Source organism: Pseudovibrio sp. POLY-S9 (assembly GCF_001431305.1).
GTDB lineage: Bacteria > Pseudomonadota > Alphaproteobacteria > Rhizobiales > Stappiaceae > Pseudovibrio.
This window is the reverse complement of sequence record NZ_LCWX01000237.1, coordinates 145,805-163,301: the sequence shown is the minus strand read 5'-3', so window position 1 is coordinate 163,301 and position 17,497 is coordinate 145,805. Positions and strand designations below refer to the sequence as shown.

14 protein-coding genes and 1 pseudogene are annotated in these 17,497 nt (G+C 52.9%); 9 read left to right on the top strand and 6 right to left on the bottom strand.

Annotated features, from left to right (window positions below; all coding sequences use genetic code 11):
* Positions 1–341 (bottom strand): annotated as a pseudogene (locus PPL9_RS31620) (TRAP transporter permease); the annotation flags it as partial.
* A gap of 169 nt (positions 342–510) precedes the next feature.
* Positions 511–1,521 carry a TAXI family TRAP transporter solute-binding subunit gene (locus PPL9_RS24835; RefSeq protein ID WP_057465221.1) on the bottom strand — a complete coding sequence of 337 codons (1,011 nt, stop codon included), beginning with the start codon at positions 1,519–1,521 and terminating at the stop codon, positions 511–513.
* Between the two features lie 149 nt (positions 1,522–1,670).
* On the opposite strand from PPL9_RS24835, the gene PPL9_RS24830 reads away from it, so the two are divergent.
* From PPL9_RS24830 to PPL9_RS24820, 3 genes are all read left to right on the top strand, one after another.
* Positions 1,671–2,594: a LysR family transcriptional regulator gene (locus tag PPL9_RS24830; RefSeq protein ID WP_057465220.1), complete on the top strand. Its 924-nt coding sequence runs from the start codon at positions 1,671–1,673 to the stop codon at positions 2,592–2,594.
* Between the two features lie 93 nt (positions 2,595–2,687).
* Entirely contained in the window at positions 2,688–3,299 is a 612-nt protein-coding gene (locus tag PPL9_RS24825; RefSeq protein ID WP_057465219.1) for a cytochrome c oxidase subunit 3, read from the top strand.
* Positions 3,300–3,301: 2 nt separating this feature from the next.
* On the top strand, positions 3,302–3,607 hold the full coding sequence (locus PPL9_RS24820) for a hypothetical protein (protein WP_057465218.1): 306 nt from the start codon (positions 3,302–3,304) through the stop codon (positions 3,605–3,607).
* 130 nt (positions 3,608–3,737) lie between these two features.
* Here the strand turns inward: PPL9_RS24820 and PPL9_RS24815 are convergent, their stop codons facing one another.
* Together PPL9_RS24815 and gcvA are read right to left on the bottom strand one after the other, a co-directional pair.
* Complete coding sequence (locus PPL9_RS24815) at positions 3,738–6,236, bottom strand: CoA transferase (protein WP_057465217.1); 2,499 nt, start codon at positions 6,234–6,236, stop codon at positions 3,738–3,740.
* Positions 6,237–6,549: 313 nt separating this feature from the next.
* Entirely contained in the window at positions 6,550–7,443 is an 894-nt protein-coding gene (gene gcvA / locus PPL9_RS24810; RefSeq protein WP_057465216.1) for a transcriptional regulator GcvA, read from the bottom strand.
* Positions 7,444–7,607: 164 nt separating this feature from the next.
* On the opposite strand from gcvA, the gene PPL9_RS24805 reads away from it, so the two are divergent.
* Together PPL9_RS24805 and PPL9_RS24800 are read left to right on the top strand one after the other, a co-directional pair.
* Entirely contained in the window at positions 7,608–9,230 is a 1,623-nt protein-coding gene (locus PPL9_RS24805) for a BCCT family transporter (protein ID WP_208980913.1), read from the top strand.
* Positions 9,231–9,303: 73 nt separating this feature from the next.
* Positions 9,304–10,500 (top strand): iron-containing alcohol dehydrogenase, encoded by a 1,197-nt coding sequence (locus tag PPL9_RS24800; protein WP_057465389.1) that lies wholly within the window; start codon positions 9,304–9,306, stop codon positions 10,498–10,500.
* A gap of 78 nt (positions 10,501–10,578) precedes the next feature.
* On the opposite strand, the gene PPL9_RS24795 is transcribed toward PPL9_RS24800, so the two are convergent.
* Positions 10,579–12,510 (bottom strand): DUF5054 domain-containing protein, encoded by a 1,932-nt coding sequence (locus PPL9_RS24795; RefSeq protein WP_057465214.1) that lies wholly within the window; start codon positions 12,508–12,510, stop codon positions 10,579–10,581.
* 13 nt (positions 12,511–12,523) lie between these two features.
* On the bottom strand, positions 12,524–13,582 hold the full coding sequence (locus PPL9_RS24790; RefSeq protein WP_057465213.1) for a LacI family DNA-binding transcriptional regulator: 1,059 nt from the start codon (positions 13,580–13,582) through the stop codon (positions 12,524–12,526).
* A gap of 271 nt (positions 13,583–13,853) precedes the next feature.
* Between PPL9_RS24790 and PPL9_RS24785 the strand changes: the two genes are divergently transcribed.
* From PPL9_RS24785 to PPL9_RS34405, 4 genes are all read left to right on the top strand, one after another.
* Entirely contained in the window at positions 13,854–15,209 is a 1,356-nt protein-coding gene (locus tag PPL9_RS24785) for an extracellular solute-binding protein (RefSeq protein ID WP_057465212.1), read from the top strand.
* Positions 15,210–15,309: 100 nt separating this feature from the next.
* Complete coding sequence (locus tag PPL9_RS24780; protein WP_057465211.1) at positions 15,310–16,218, top strand: sugar ABC transporter permease; 909 nt, start codon at positions 15,310–15,312, stop codon at positions 16,216–16,218.
* Positions 16,218–17,048, top strand: a complete 831-nt coding sequence (locus PPL9_RS24775; protein WP_057465210.1) for a carbohydrate ABC transporter permease — start codon at positions 16,218–16,220, stop codon at positions 17,046–17,048. The genes PPL9_RS24780 and PPL9_RS24775 overlap by 1 nt, the downstream gene beginning before the upstream one ends.
* 14 nt (positions 17,049–17,062) lie before the next feature.
* The coding region (locus tag PPL9_RS34405; RefSeq protein ID WP_244273463.1) for an ABC transporter ATP-binding protein at positions 17,063–17,497 on the top strand (435 nt) is incomplete at its 3' end.

The window sequence follows — 17,497 nt, the reverse complement described above, 5'->3', positions numbered from 1 at the left end:
GATCCCATCATCGCCAGTATCATGATCACCCAGTCAAGCAGCGGCACATTACCAAAGCTCAGGAACTTACCGGGCGTATTGGCCAAGGCACGATCAGATTTGAGGAAGGGGAACGCCAGAAAAATGAAGAAATACAACCCGGCCAGATGGATGCCCATGTGAACATAATCAACCGGCGTGCCAAATCCGGCGGTCCAGAAGTGATAGAGCGCATAGGCAATGGTCGCCCAATAAACCACTTTTGTCAGGATTGGCCCGTTGTCACGGGTATGGAGAGCGGAGTCATACTTTTTCTCCAGCTCTTCCAGAGCCTTGTTATCAAGGTGCGATTGTAGGGGCATGGAACCCTCCCGGGTCTGGGGTGCGTCATGCGGTGGTAGGAGCGTGTTGGGCTATCTCTTCCCAATACCAACAGCTGCGCAAACAAAAGCATGCGGCAAGGCTGAACCACCGGTGGCGACAGAAGGCAGCGGAAGAACACTCCCGCTGCCGTTTTAAGTCAGACTGTGATTAATCGAGCAGGCCAACTTCTTTGTAGTAACGCTCAGCACCCGGGTGCAGCGGCACGCCAATACCATCAATGCCATCAAGCGCGCTCTTCATGGTGATGACCTTGCCCTTCGGATGTCCATTATCCAGCAGTTTACGGGCGGTCTTGGACCAAAGCGCCTTAGTGATCTCGTAGACCAGTTCCTCATCAATATTAGCATTGGTCACAAACATGCCGCTCACTGCCACCGTGTTGGTGTCATGCGTCACGCCCGGATAAGTGCCAGCAGGGATGGTGGAAGGAATGTAGTAGGGAACAGTCTTGTTCGCCTGAGCAACTTCAGCCTCAGTGAAGGAATAGAGATCCATGCCCTTGGTGTTATCCAGCTGGATCATGGCAGCAACCGGGGTTCCCGCAGCATAGAAGTAGGCATCCAGCTGACCATCAGCTGTCCGCTCCGCGCTTTGAGAGTTGTTGAGCTCTGCCTCATCAATATTGTTCCGATTGACGCCGTGATCACCGAGAATGAGCTCAACAGCAATCTGCGTTCCAGAACCTGCCTGCGCAATTCCAACCCGTTTGCCTTTCAGGTCCGCAAGGCTGTCCAGCTCACCACCCTTTGGCAGTACAAGATGCAAGTCCTCAGGGTAAAGGTTTGCAATCACACGAAGGTCTGGTTTGGCGTTGCCCTCATACTTGCCAGAGCCGTGATAGGCGAAATGAAGTGTCGCAGCACCGGTCAGGCCCGCTTCCATCTGGCCCGCCTGAATGGCGTTCACATTATGCGCTGACGCGTTGGTTGACTGCGCGATCGCCACCAGATTTGGAACACCACAGTTGCCGCCCTGATCACACGGACGAGAGCCCGGAGGGTTGGAAATTGCGTTGGCAATGATCCCGCCAATCGGGAAGTAGGTTCCGCCAGCACCACCTGTACCAATGCGGAAAAACTTGATGTCCTGCGCAACCGCTGCACCACTGATCATCGTGCAAGCAAGCGCAATCCCGGCGCATTTACTGAATAATCCCATGAGTATCCCCCCTCTAATAAATTCAGATAAGCCCAATTCAAGGTGATAGGTATTTATAATTATTGGCCTCATGGTGGTTAGCCTTATTCATAAAAGCAAATTCGAAATATTATGGTTATGATAGATTTTGTTTATATATTGAGGTGCCCATGAACTTGCAGCAACTGGCGGTTTTCCGCGAAATTATGAAAACCGGATCCGTCAGCCACGCTGCACGAAACCTGCATCGCACCCAGCCCGCCGTCAGCGCATCGCTCAAAGCACTGGAAGATGATTTGGGAATGCCGCTCTTTCTGCGTGAAGGCCGCCGACTGATTCCTGTCCCAGAATCCCATTATTTGCTCTCGGAGGCCTCAGGCATTCTAGATCGTTTGAAGACGGTTGAGCAAAACCTCAGCAACATGCGCGATCAGGTGCAAGGCTCGTTGAGTATTGTTGCCATGCCCGGTCCATCCTCCTATCTGCTGCCCGAGTTCATCAGCAACTTCATCGAGGACAAACCGCAGGTGAAGGTCACTCTGGCAACCCGCAGCTCACCGCAAATCCTCAACTTGATCGCCGCACAAAGCTTTGACATCGGCTTTTGTGATGCAGCTGTAGGCACGGAGCAGGATGTCCTGTCTCACAACACCACAATCCCATGCACCTGCCTGTGCGCTGTCCCGAAAACATCAGCACTGGCAAACAAGAAGGTGATCCACGCGAAGGATCTGGATGGTGTGCCCATGGGCGTGCTCCAGCCCAGTCACTCCACCTTTGAGGCTACCAAAGCCGCGTTCCAATCCAGTGATGCGCATTTTGATATCCGCATTGATACTCAATACTTCCTGCCGCTGTTCCATTTTGTCGAAGCCGGGCAGATCTGCGCAGTTGTCGATGCTTTGAGCGCGGTCAGCTATCAGCGCAGCCGCGGGGATGCCTCCAAAATCGTGTTTTTGCCCTTCGAGCCAACAGTGCCTTTTGGCTACTCCATCCTCGTGCCGCACCAGCGTCCACTGTCCCGATTGGCAAGCTCTTTCGTCTCCTCCTGGCAAAACTGGGTGGAACAAACCATCAATCAGCCAATCAGATAGCAAAGAGCAGCTACAGTTAGCGCTCCAACAAGGACCACGCAGGCAAACCGATCTACTTTTGCCTCAAACACTCATATCGGCTGGAAGGGCGTAATGGACGAGGCTTGCCAGAAAGAAAACGAGACTGCAGAACGGCTCTATCAGCAGCCTGTCTCTCCCTGGGCATTGGAAAATCTGCCCGGCGATCCCATGATGTGGATCCTGATCGTCAGCGAAATCCTCGTGTTTGGCGGAGCGCTGTGGGTCTTCGCCGGCAATGAGCTGCTCAATCCTGAGATTTACCGCGAGGCACGCACGCACCTGAACGTGCCTCTTGCTACCTTGAACACAATCATCCTGCTCACCTCAGGCTTGTTCGCCGCCATCGCGGTACGCTTTGCTAAAATCAAAGAGATTGTGAAGACAAGATTGGTATTGCTGGGGGCAGGAAGTCTTGGCGTCGTGTTCATCGCGTTCAAGATTTTCGAGTACAAGGAAAAGCTTGCCCTTGGCCTCAATGTTGAAACCAACACATTCTATACGCTTTACTATCTGGTCACCGGGTTCCATTTGGCCCACGTGATCTTTGGCCTGATCATACTCAGCATAATCGCCCTGTGGCCCACCGAGGATAATATGGAATCGGGCACAGCCTTCTGGCATATGGTTGATCTGATCTGGGTGATCATTTTCCCCATTTTCTATCTCATGGGGCAGGGGCTGTAATCATGGACACCAACAAAACACCCTCTAAAAGCATCCAGATGAACGATCTGCTCAAAGCCTGGGTGGTTCTGGTTGCACTCACTCTGCTCGGCTACGGCCTCAGCCTGTTCAGCAGCGAATTGCTTGTCTATGTCGGCCCACTGATCATCGCTGTGCTGATCCTGTTTAAGGCGCGGATCATCCTGACCCGATACCTTGGCCTGACCAGATGCCCTGCATGGCTCTCCATGCTCACCTCAATGATTTTCACTTTAACAATGGTTTGTGCAGCCCTGCTCACCTACGGCTCAGCAGCGTTTACGCAATAAAGACCTGAACAAGCCCCCCAAAAGCAGAACCCCCTCACAAGGCCTGAAGCGCTGTGAGGGGGGTCCATTAAAGCATATCCCTGATGTGTGGGCCCCTACTATGGGAAAGGGATATACGTTTTTTGAGGGATCAGCTCGGCAGGAACTCCCGGCCCCAACCGGTACCAGCAATCCGCCGTTCAATCATGTCATCCACCTGCTCATCGCTGTATCCAACACCGGCAAGCACTTCGCGTGTGGAATTGCCGTAAGCCTCAGTGCTAGGCAAGGCGCGGATAGCGGCTTCCTCTGGACGGATGGAATAGTGGTCGATCAGTGTTACGCGGTGCCCACTTGGATGATCCTCATAAGTGGAAAACGCGTAGCTGCCACGATCAATGCCAACCGCACCATCAGCCGTACGGGTGTACGTGTCGCGCAGATGTTCGATGCCCAGAGGCTGAGCCGCTGCAATATCCGCTGCTCTCAACTTCTCACACCAGCTTTCTGCAGTGTCCTGTTCAAAGGCAACACGCAGGAACTCAGCGGTGTCATTGGCTTCTTCCACACCGCTCAAACCTTCAACCTGTGCAAGGTCAATAAGCTCGTGGTCCTCTGCATCCATAAAGATCCAACCATCAGAGGCTTTATAGAAGTGTGAGAGCGCGTGGTTGCCAAGGGCATCACGTCCGGATGCTTCATCAAACGAGGCACGGCCTTCATAATCAAACGCAAACTTGATCTGCGCCAGATTGGTTACCGCTGACAGAGAGGTCCGCGCACGGGAGGTCTCTCCGGTTTTGTGCTTGTGATAAAGCGACAACGCCATACCAAGGCCAGCAGCAAAGCCACAGTTTACGTCAAGCGTACCAAGGTGCGCATGCTCTTCCGGTGTATCAACGCCGCCAAACCGGCTCATGATGCCGCTGTTGGCCTGAATGATGTCATCATAACCAATGTAGTTGGTCTTCGGTCCCGGCTTTGGTCCACCAAGACAGTCCAGACGGCAGAACAGAACACCCGGATTGATCGCCTGCAAACTGTCATGGTCAAGGCCAAGCGGCTTCATCTGACGGTCAGGGGCATTGATCACCACAAGATCAACGGACTTCACCAGACGCTCAAAAGCCTCACGGCCTTCGCCCGTAGTAATGTCCACCAGCGCACTCTTTTTGCCAATGTTGGTTTGGAACGTAAACAGCGTACCAATTAGCGGATCGTAAAGCGGCTTCACCGGATCCAGCTTGATCACCTCAGCACCAAACCGCCCGAGGAACGCTGTGGAATGCGGACCCGCAATCACGTTAGTCAGATCCAGAATACGTAGATCATTGAGCCAGCCGTCTTTGTCTGCTGCTGGAGCTGTTGGGGCAGGCAAAGAGCCCGTGTCGCCAACGGCTTTCAGGGTTGCCAGAGCCTCTTCAAAGGTTACGTTCTCGCGTGGTTTTGGAGTGAGCAGGTAGTCTACAATCTCCTCAAACCACACAACAGGACCGGGCTGTTTCATCAGGCCGTATTCAGGGTCGTTCACTTCGACAATCAGACCGGACGTGTTGCAGTGCTCGCTGTTCACCCATTCCTGCGTGGTGCGATGTGGTGCGCCTGGAATCTGGCCTTCACCAAAGATAACGCCCCATTCATCAGAGGTTTTAGTGAGGAACACCTTCTTCATTTTCACGGAAATGATATCAGCCCACTTTTTCGGAAGCGGATAAACACCAATGGACGTTTCCCCGTCCCACTCAGCAATAGGCAGGTGCAGGTTGTTTACCTCAGGCAGGCCTTCAGCAAGCAGCTCCTCGTAAATACCGAGAGCCTGCAGGCAGCGGCGGGCGTGGTTGCGGTGAGACGGGCAGACCGCATAGAAATAACGGCCATCTGCACACTCATAGGTCCGGTAGAACGGATCGAGGTATTCCTGTAGATCCTCATAGGAAAGATCCATCTCGATATCATTTTCACGGCGATGGGTAAGTTCGTGCTCGCGCATGGTCATGTAGCGCTCTGGCATGCCTTCAATCACAACAGAATTGTAGGAGAGGCCTTCCATAAGAGCAGCTGCAATCGGCACTTCAATCGTATCGCCACGGCCTGTCTTCTCACGGGCAAGCAGAGCCATCACAACAGAGCTGGCCGCCATTGTTGTGGCATAAGAAGAGCCCAGTGGAAGCGGTGAGAAGCTTGGGTTCAGACCCATAAGAACACGGTTGAAGCCCATGTCGGTGAACGCGCCTGATGTGGCGGCCACGATAGCTTCCGTTGCTTTCCATTCACGGCGCAGCTCATCATTGCTGGCAAATCCCGGGACTGAAAGTGTAACCAGCTCAGGGCGTTCAGCACGCAGCGCAGCAAAATCGACCCCAAGGTCTTTCATCTTGCCAGGGCGGAAGCTTTCAAGCACCACGTCGGCTGCTGCAATCAGGTCAAACGCCTTTTGCAAGCCAGCTTCTGACTTCAGATCAAGCCGGATGCATTTCTTGTTACGATTTAAAATCGCATTTGCCGGGTGATCCCACTGAGGCCCTTGAGGCGGATCGACGTGAATAACAGTTGCGCCCATATCCGCAAGGATCATAGCAACAGCTGGACCTGCAATCTGCTGACCGAAGTCAACAACTCTGACACCTTCAAGGGGAAGTCTTTTTTCCATGCAACATCATCCTCAGAAACCGCCCATCGGCAGTTCTTAGTTTATTCCAGACATAAGTATGTCTTTGATTTCAGGTTGTTATGGGTGAAATGCTTCGCAGCAACGGTTCACTTCATTGGAAAAACAATAGGCAGGCACCTACGTAGAAACCAGCAATTTAAATTTCGGTGCAGGCATAAAAATTTTTGTAGCTCGTCTAATTCTGAACTGTTTGATTTTGCCTTTGCCGGACTGGTGGAAGCTGAAATTTCTTCCACCAAACCTGTTTTATGCCGCCTGTGCAGCGGGGGCAGTGTCCTGCCCAAAAGGGAGATTACCCCTCATGTATTACGTTCAACAGCCAGTTTCTGAAGGTGACAGCATGCGGGTGCTCAAGGCTTGTGTTGGAGTAAACCAGATAAAACGCTTCTTCCGTCGGAACGCGATTTTCCAGTGGAGCAACCAGCAGGCCGGACTTCAGTGCATTTTCCACAAGACTTGTTCTGCCCAAAGCAACGCCTTCTCCTAAAGCTGCCATTTCCAGAGCCGTGACAAGCGTATCAAACTGATAACTCTGCCTCAGTTCCACATCACTGTGCTTGGTCTGCTTCAGCCAGTATCCCCAGCCTTCCTGATAGCCAATCACATGCAAAACACTATGATTTGCAAGGTCTTTTGGCGACTCCAACGGCCCGTTTTCTTCCAGATAACAAGGGCTGCAAACCGGAAAAAGCTCGTCTCGTGTCAGTCGGTCACATTGAACTGACGGCCATTTTCCCCGCCCGTAGCGCACTTCCAGATCGCAGTCACCGGAGGTTTCTTTGTTGTCCAACCAGATGTTGGAGGTGACACGCAGGTTGATCTTTGGATGCAGCTTGCGAAACTCTTTCATACGCGGGGCAAGCCAGCGCATGAAGAACACCATGTTGATCTTCACAGTCAGCAGATTGTTCTGCCCCTGACCGAAGATTTCCTCCGTTGCCGCCTTCAGGCGCTCCACGGATTCGTGGACTGCCGGCAAATACGCCGCCCCCGCATCTGTCAGTTCCAGTCCACGCGGCAATCGTTTAAACAGCACAGATCCCAACTGACACTCCAGGCCCTTGATCTGGTGACTGATCGCTGCCTGCGTAAGGTTGAGCTCTGTTGATGCATGCGTAAAGCTGAGATGACGCGCCGACGCTTCAAATGCCCTGAGCCAATTGAGCGGGGGTAAATTCTTCTTCATTAACTTCTCCCATTCGTATGGGTAGAATTTCATACTCTACGTAAAACTATTCATAAATATTTTTATACCATTGGGTCTTTTTTTGTTGATTGATAACAATTTAACCCTCCGGCAAAAATTCAACCTTCAATCAGGACAGCAAAAATAAAGCTTGAGGGGGACAAATGTATAATAACAGCAATACTGAAAGAAGGACGGGGGAGGGCCTGTTTACAGGTGTAAATCCTGTTATGGCTGTCGGGTCTACAGTACTCGTCATTGCGTTTGTTTTATTTACTGTAATGGTTCCTGAAACTGCTGGCTCACTTTACAATTCAGCCAAAGGTTTCATCGCAAATAATCTATCTTGGTACTATATTGGTCTGGTCAGTTTTTTCCTGTTTCTGGCTTTCGCGATGACCATGAGCCGTTACGGCAATATTCGCCTGGGCAAAGATGACGAAAAGCCGGAATACAGCTTCTTTTCCTGGTTCTCGATGCTCTTTGGGGCCGGCATCGGCATCGGGATTCTGTTCTGGAGTATCGCAGAGCCGATCTACCACTTCCAGAGTAATCCGTTTATCGCAGAAGGGCAGGAAAGCTCCGTAGAAGCCGCCCAAATTGCAATGCGGATCAGTATTTTCCATTGGGGTTTGCATGGTTGGGCACTGTTTGCACTCTCCGGTCTGGGACTAGCTTATTTCCACTATCGCAAGGGCCTGCCGCTGTCCGTTCGTTCAGGGCTCTATCCGATTTTTGGTGATAAGATTTACGGTCCAATCGGTCACGCTGCCGATCTGCTTGCAGTTTTCGGTACAGTCTTCGGTATTGCGACATCTCTTGGGTTGGGAGCCCAGCAGATGAATACCGGCCTGAACTACCTGTTCGGCTTTGAAGTCAGCATCACCAACAAGATCATCATCATCGCGGTTATCTCCGTACTGGCAACCATGTCCGTCCTGAGTGGCGTGAACAAGGGCATCAAAATCCTGAGTGAATTCAACATGCACCTCACCATGGTGATGCTTGTGTTCTTCCTCATTTTTGGCCCGACCGTTTACATTCTCGGGTCTTTCGCAACCAATCTGGGCGACTACCTGACCAACGCAATTCCGCTTGGCTTCTGGGTCGAAACTGATCCGAGCAACAGCTGGCAGGGTGGCTGGACCATCTTCTACTGGGGTTGGTGGATTGCGTGGGCGCCATTTGTTGGCATCTTCATCGCGCGCATCTCCAGAGGCCGTACGGTTAAAGAATTCCTGCTCGGCGTATTGCTGGCTCCAACACTGCTCTCCACATTCTGGATCACCACCTTCGGCAACACCGCAATGTTCCTTGAACTATTCGGCGCTGGCGGCGTGACAGAAGCGGTGAATGCGGACATCACCTCGGCTCTTTACACAACCATCGAACTGATGGATCTGGGCTCCACGCTCACCATCCTCGGCGCGGCGATGTGTACAGTTTTGCTGGTGACGTACTTTGTAACCTCTGCGGATTCCGCGACGCTCGTTATCTGCACCATCTTGTCCATGGGCGACGAGAACCCGGCCAACCGCTACCGCATCTTCTGGGGCCTTTCCATTGGCGCCGTGTCTGCGGTGCTGTTGTTCGCCGGTGGCTTGCGAGCCTTGCAAACAGCCTCGATCGTGGCGGCTCTGCCGTATTCCTTCGTGCTGATCCTGACCACGTGGGGATTGCTTAAATCACTCCACCTCGAGGTCTCAGAAATCATCTCCACCATAGATGACGAAGAGCATCCTTATTCAGCTGGCAATGCAGCCCCTGCTGCAGCCCCGGCCGAGTAAGGCGCTCTCACCCCGAACCATCTGGGATGTTCCCGGCATCCCAGATGGTGACAATAACCAAAGGTTCATTCTCATGACATCTCAGATCATTCTGCCGCGCATCATGCAAGTTGGTGCGGGAGCCGCCCTTCAATTGCCTGCAGTTCTGGCAAAAATCGGCTGCAAAAAGCCTCTCATCGTCACAGATCCCATGATGGTTCAGCTGGGATATTCCGAATCTATGCAGGAAAGCCTGAAGGCTGAGGGCATTGAAAGCGAAGTTTTTGCAGACACTTTGCCTGAGCCAACCGTCGCCTCCATCCTTCCGGGTGTGGAAAAGGCGCGGGAAGACAGCTATGACTGCATCGTAGCGCTTGGCGGCGGCAGCCCGATCGACAGCGCAAAAGCCATTGCGATTCTGGCAAAGTTTGGCGGGGAAATGCGCGACTACCGCTTCCCACGAGACGTCACGGAGCAGGGCCTGCCAGTTATTGCGGTTCCAACAACTGCTGGCACTGGCACGGAAGTAACCCGTTTCACCATCATCACAGATGAAGAGCGCGGCGAAAAGATGCTGTGTGTCGGCATCGGCTTCATGCCTGTTGCCGCACTGGTGGACTACAAACTCACCATGAGCCTGCCAGCACGCATCACCGCGGACACCGGTATTGATGCCATGACCCATGCGCTCGAAGCCTATGTCAGCAAAAAGGCAAATCCGTACAGCGACAGTCAGGCACTGGCTGCCCTGAAGCTGATCGGCCCGAACCTGCGTGAAGTCTACCACACAGGCAACAACGAAAAAGCACGTGAAGAGATGATGCTCGGCTCAACCCTTGCAGGCGTTGCGTTCTCAAGCGCATCCGTGGCTCTGGTGCACGGTATGAGCCGCCCGATTGGCGCGTTCTTCCACGTGCCGCACGGACTTTCCAACGCGATGCTTCTGCCAGATGTGACAGCCTTCTCAATTCCAGCTGCTCCAGAGCGTTACGCTCAGGCTGCACGTGCATTGGGTTTTGCATCCCAGCAGGATGATGATGCTATGGCAAACCGTAAGCTCCTGATTGAGCTGCGTGCCTTGAATGATGAGCTCTCCGTACCAACACCGGAAGAGTTTGGCATTGATCGTCAGGAGTTTATGGACCGCTGCGAAACCATGGCAGAGCAGGCGCTCGCCTCAGGTTCTCCGGGCAACAACCCGGTCACGCCAACCATTGCTGAGATGATGGAAATCTATCAGGGCTTGTGGGATGCCCGCGGCTCCGACAGTGAGTCTGTTGCAGCTGAATAAACTGAAATTCCTACGCTCCCGAGAGGCCAGCTCACGTCCAATGCCGTGAGTTGGCTTTTTTATTGTGGCTCTGGCGAATTAAGCGCCAATCTCCAACACAAACCGGGCGCTAAAGTCACCTTCCCACCACATCGGGAAGTTGGTGCCCCACTTGTTGTTGTAGATGTTGAACCGAAGCCCCTGATCATAAGCAGGTGCCCTGTGCTGGAACGGCATAAACGGCAAATCAGCAGGGGCCACAAGCGGAGTATCCAGCGGCACAATGCGGATCTCCTGATCTGCTTGTGCTCTCGCCCCAAAGATCGCCTGCAACTGACCTCCGCTCATATCCGGCAGATCATGCGCATTCACCCAATATCCGGTCTTATCGAACTGCCAGCGTGCCGCACCATCTGGCGCAAACCGCAGGAACCCAGCCTCAGGCATACGATTGGCAATCTTACCGTAAAGCCGCAGCGTTATCTCCAGCTTGTCGTTTGACCCATTCAGTGCCAGCTGAATGTTGGAGGTCGCGCCGGGAATATCCGAGGCCATCACATAGGAAAGAACGACGTGATCGTCGGCAACCGCAAGCCCTTCAAACTTCGGGCAATGGGTTTTGGACGTCGCAGTCCCTGCCTTATCCAATCCCGGCTTGATGTGATCTAAAATGGCCCATTCTTCTTCGTGGGTCAGATAGGCATCCATATGCGCTTTGACATCGCTGGCATCATAGGTTTCATGGGCAAACGAAAGCAGATTGTCATCCAGCCCAAACAGGTCTTTCCCATCTGGTGTTGTAAGCCGCTTGATAGCACCGGTGTCACTATCAATCTCCATGGACCAACCACCAAACTCGGCCTCATTGATAATCTCAAACGGACCAGCATGCGGAAGAGGGCAGCACAGCTCTTTAAGCGCTGCCCTGGCAACCTTCTGATCACCCTTATCAAGCGCAGCAACGGCATCCTTACAATAAGCCCGCTGTTCAGCCCAGGACGCTTCAGCATACTGAAAGCGCGGATCGTTTTGGCGTGCAACGTCAAAATCCCCACGATCCCACGCCTGTTCATCGCGTAGATAGGTTTTGATATCTACGCCGCACGTATGCTCAGCCACCATGGAAAGCTTGCGGCCAAAGGATAGCCGCTCCGGCGTAATTTTGTCGTCAGCGAAACGATCATAAACCCGCTGCAATGCCCGGTACTGTGCTGACTTTACAGGATCAGTCGCGCTGCCATGGATCCAGCTGTCGCCGATTTCCTGCGTTACAACGGGGAAGCTTTCCCGGTGTGGCCACAGCACCTCGGCAAACTCATCCAGCGTCGCTGCCTTGATCTGATAATCCGGATACTGCCGCTCCATCGCACGGAACACATTCACCGTCTGTCCGATGTTCTGTGGCCCGATATTGTCTTCCGTATGTGCAAAACTCAGGCCATCAGAAACACCCGGAATAAACTGGGTTGCGCCATAGGAGTTCTGGTAGAGCACCAGAACCTCTTCACCGGAAGGGGCCTGCCAGCGGAACACGTCCGGCAGTTTTGGTGTCGGAGAAGCGGTGTTGACCCCCAGATGCAAAAACTTGATGCCAGCTTTCGCCATCAGCGGCACAATACCAAGCGTATGTCCGGGAACATCTGTCATCTTTGCGGCAATAGTCTTCACCCCAAACCGCTCATCCAGCTCTTTGGAGTAGGAAAGACCAGCCTCAAACAGGGCCGGTGACATCAGCTCAGAATGTGTCGTGAACGGCAATCCGTGCCAGCGGATCAAACCCTTCTCAATCGCAGCTTCCAGTCGCTTTGCTTCAGTAGCTGACGCCTCGTTCAGATAGTCCCAGATCAGCCATGCGCCCGTGGTCCAGCGAAATTTCGGGTCCTGCGGGTTTTCGAAATAGAAATGCTCCGCCGTATCAAGCGCTTGCGGTAAAAAATAGGAGTGATAACGCTGCCGGACCTTCTCCGCATGATCAGTGAAACCGATATCCAGATGGGTTTTGAAAATCAGGTGAATAGTATTTGGGGACATATTTCTTTGCTTCTTATGAGCCAACAGTACCGCGCACAATCAGGCGGGTCTGCAGTGTCTCGGTCATGGCTGGGGCATTGGGGTCTTTAAGGCGCCGCAAGATAAGCCGTACGAGAGCCCGGACACGATCTTCCAGATCGATTTTCACAGTGGTGAGGTTGTAGCTCAGCCATCCGGACTGAGCGATGTCATCAAAGCCAACCACTTTCACATCCTCAGGAACCCGCAGGCCCAGCTGAAAGCGCAGCGCATCAATCACGCCAAATGCACCGACATCATTTGCAGAGAAAATGCCATCAACGCCTTCGCCAACCTTGAACAGATCCAGCGTGGAGGCGAGGGCGGTCTCATAGGTATAGTCGCCCTGCAACACCAGCGGCTCTGGCAAACCACGCTCTTTCATGATGCATTTAAATGCGCGCTCACGCTCTGTATTTGCAAGGGATGTGGTCGTTCCGCCAAGATAGGCAAAGTTCTTGCAGCCATAAGCCTGCATCAAAGCAACGGCCTGATCGATGCCGGTCTTCTGGTCCACAATCAAGCGGTCGAAGACAGAAGTGGAGCCCGGCTGGTTTGGCAAACTGCCATCCTCCGAATAACTCACGTAAATCGGCACGGCCCGGCCCAGCGAATGGGTCAGTGTGTCAGGTGAAACGTTTTCGGCAAAAGCGATGATGCTGTCTAGGTTGAAGCCCTTCATATAGGTCAGCAACCGCTCATCCATGCTCTGGTCAGTGCGGGTCTTGAAGAGCAGCGTGGCAAAGCCTTCCCCTTGCAGGGCAGTGGTCAGTGCGTCGATCTCCTGCGATTCCCATGGGCTGCACACATCCGGTACGATCACCCCCACCAGATGGGATCGGCGTGTCACCAGCGCACGGCCCGCCATGTCTGGCGTGTAACCCAGCTCCTTCGCGATCTTGAGAATCAGATCACGCTTTTCCTTCTTCAAAGAGGCATGTGGATTGAAAGCGCGTGAAACAGCGACTCGCGATACGCCTGCAAGTTTGGCAACTGTATCTGCCGTCGCGCGTTCGGGGCGTTTCGCCTCTTGGATGTTTGGATGCTCTGACACTCAAAACCACTCAATTTGTGAAAACGTGTTCACTATTAATGCCGTATCTAACCCTAGGATGTCAATCAAACATTCTTTATGCACGACGAAAATATGACAGATTTGTGCCGTTTATGTAAAATATTTGCTGGCGTAATATTTTAGAATCCTCTTGATTTTCTCTTGAGTGTTGACGAATAATGAAAACGTGTTCATTTTAAATTCACTGATCGATTTCTCAAGATTAGTGACAAGGCACACCAACACAGGATGCCCTGGGGGGATAATTTAGATGAGTAAATTGCGTAGTTATGCATTGGGTCTTGCAGCTGCCACAGCATTGGCCGGGCCAGCAATGGCAACGGACGTCACCATCACTTGCCGTTGTGTGGAAGGCGGCGTGAACAGTGCAGCTGCTGTCTGGCTGAAAACAAGCGTCATTCCTGGTTTTGAAACCATGATGAAAGCCACAGGCAAAGACGTAAAAGTGATTTTTAAAGAGTTTGCCGGAAAAGACGAGCAGCTGACACAGCAGCTTGCTCTGGACTTTTCAACCGGCGCAGGCGCGGACGTATCATCGTTCGACGGCTTCCTTATTCCAAACTTCGTAGACGCCGGTCTGCTGAAGCCATTGGAAGAGGTTGCTGGCGCAGAGGTGAACCAGTGGGAAGGCTGGTCTCACATTTCTGATGGCTCCAAAGAGCTGATGTCCTACGGCGGCAAGGCCTACGGTATCGCGCTTGGCACTGACAGCCGCATGATCTTTGTGCGCAAAGACATCTTCGCACAGGCAGGAATTGACGCTGACACATGGCAGCCAACATCCTGGAAAGACGTTCTGGATGCAGCGCGCACCATCAAAAAGGCAATGCCTAAATCCGCTCCGCTTCAGTTGAATGCGGGCGTTTCCATGGGTGAAGCAACCACCATGCAGGGTTACTGGATGGCTATTCTCGGCACCGGTGAAGGCATGCTGGACGAGAACGGCAAGTGGATCGTTTCCTCTCAAGGCATTCTCGATACGCTGAACCTTTATAAGACCATCTACGTTGATGAAAAGCTTGGCGACAAGCGCGCTCAGCTGCTGGGTGATGGCCGCAACCGCACATTCGCAAACTTCCGCGATGGCAAAACAGCAATGCTGGTTGAAGGCGACTGGTTCTACCGCTCAGTCACCAAGCCGGGCGCTGAATTTGAAGTCAAAGACCGTGACGTCAACATGACCTGGAAGAAGATGCCTGCTCAAGAGCCGGGCAAAGGCTTCCGCGGTCAGGACTTCGTGACCATGTCCGGTGGTACGGGTTTTGTGATCAATCCAAACTCCAAAGCTCCAAAAGAGTCATGGGCGCTGTTGTCCTACATGAACTCCAAAGAGCAGCTGGATGCATTCCAGGCGATCAACCCGCGCGTTCGTATTCGTGATGATGTCTGGATTCCAAACTCTGACTTCCTGACAGAGACCTCTCAGACACTTCTGCCACTGACCACAGCCCGCCCAAACAACGCCTACTACAACAAAGTGTCTGTTGCAGTTCAGCGTATGACAGAAGCAGTTGTCTCCGGCGAACAGACACCAGAGCAGGCCATGGCGCAGTACAAGTCTGACGTTACCGCCATTGTTGGTGAAGAAAACACCGTAAGCAAATAAGGCTTACCCCAACTCCGGGGCAGGGCGCGCTCCTGTTGCGCGCCCTTATCCTCTCCCTGATCTTTCGATCCAGTAATCTCCCTTCTTGGGAAGGTGTATTTTGAAGAACTTCTCTTTGTTGTCTGTGCGCGCGGGAACGCTGTTTTTCTCGCCCGCTGCGGCTCTTGTCGGCGCATTTGTGATCGTCCCCTTCTTCTGGGTGATCTTTGTCTCCTTCACCAACAGAACTCTGCTTGGTAAAACAGCTCTCAACCCCGAGTTTGTCGGGTTTGATAATTACGTCGCCTTGTTCAACATGGAAACGTTCTTCACACGAGGCCAGTTTGGGTTCTCGCTCATTCTTACAATTCAGTTTGTGCTGCTCTCCGCTCTTATCGGGCAGGCACTGCTGGGCATGATCCTCGCTTGGTTGCTGCAATCAACTCCCAAATACGTGAAGGTCTTCTCTGAATCTGCCGTCATCGTGGCTTGGATTCTGCCAGAAGTCGTGATCGGTTTCGCCTGGTTCGCCTTCCTTGATTACGACAACGGCACCTTGAACATGCTGACGACAGCACTCGGGCTGGAGCCGGGGGACTGGTTGCTGGACAATCCGTTCTGGGTGATCGTGTTCTTCAACACCTGGCGCGGTGCAGCGTTCTCCATGATGCTGTTCAACTCCGCGTTTGCCTCTCTTCCGCCAAGCTATTTTCAGGCCGCTGATGTTGCTGGCGCGACGTCTTTCCAAAAATTCAAAGACATCGCTTTGCCGCTCATCAAAGGGCATGTGGTGACAGATCTGATCCTTATCACCATGTGGACGTTCAACGTGTTTACCCCGTTCCTGCTGACGCAAGGCGGCCCGTCGTACCGCACCGAGCTGCTGTCCATCTACACGTATCGCGTCGCCTTTAAAGACTTTGAGTTTGGCAAAGGGGCCGCCGTTGGCGTGGTTATCATGTTGATCAACCTTGCCTTTGCTCTGTTCTATCTGCGCATCGCAAAACAGAAACATAAGGGAGCGGAATAATGACCCTCTCATTCCAGCAAATTCTGTCTCGTATCAGCTTCTCTGTTCTTGCAGCCCTGATCGGTATCTGCTTTGCCTTGCCTTTGATCTGGTTCCTGTTCGCTCCCTTCAACGCGCGTGCAGAACTCGGACTGGAAATTCCAAGCCCGTTTACGCTGAAGAACTTCTTCACCGTCTTTGAAAACACCTTCGCAATGCGCGGATTGCTGAACTCGTTCAACCAAAGCATTGGCGGCGTGGTTCTTGTCGGTTTCGCAGCGACTTTGGCAGCCTATGCTCTGTCACGCTCTGACATTCCCGGCAAAAAAAGCATCACATACTTGTTGCTGCTTTTCTCCTCCGTGGTGTCCGGCAGTGCGGCGATGGTTCCAATCTTCCTGATCGTCTCCAAACTCGGCCTCATCGACACCCATGTCGCTGTAATCCTCGTCTTCGCTGGCGGTCTGCTGCCAACAGCGATGTTCATCCTGCGCGACTTTATTGATGGCATCCCCAAGTCCTACGAGGAAAGCGCGATGGTCGCCGGGGCGTCCTCTATGCAGGCCTTCCGTGATGTGGCACTGCCAGTCATCCGTCCGGGCATTGTGGTTGTGGTGGTCTGGGCCTTCGTCAACATCTGGGGCAGCTTCCTGATCCCGTTCATTCTGCTGCGCTCTGACGAGCTGATGCCTGCTTCTGTGGCCATCTACTCCTTCTATTCGGAAGCTGGAACGCCAATCGTCACGCTGCTTGCAGCCTATGCGCTGATCTACTCGTTCCCTGTCATCTCTCTCTATCTGTTCGTAAACTGGAAGTTTGGTTTCCGGTTCTTCGGCGGCATTAAAGCATAATCGGAAGAACAAAAATGGCTTCTATCTCCTTTCAAAACGTCACCAAGTCTTTCGGCGATTTTAATGCAGTCTCCAATGCCAGCTTTGAGATCAATGACGGCGAGTTCATCTGCCTGTTGGGCCCGTCCGGCTGCGGAAAAACCACCAGCTTGCGCATGATTGCAGGGCTGGAAACACCAACCAGTGGGCGCATCTATATCGGTGATAAAGATGTAACCGGTCTGCATCCGCGAGACCGCAAAATCTCCATGGTGTTTCAGGATTATGCGCTTTATCCGCACATGAACATCAGCCAGAACATCTCTTATCCGTTAAAAGTACGCGGTGAGAATGAAGCCACCCGCGGCGAGCGGGCGCAGGAAGTGGCGGATGTTCTGAAGATCGGCCATTTGCTGGACCGTTTGCCCGCGCAAATCTCAGGCGGTCAGCAACAGCGCACGTCACTTGCC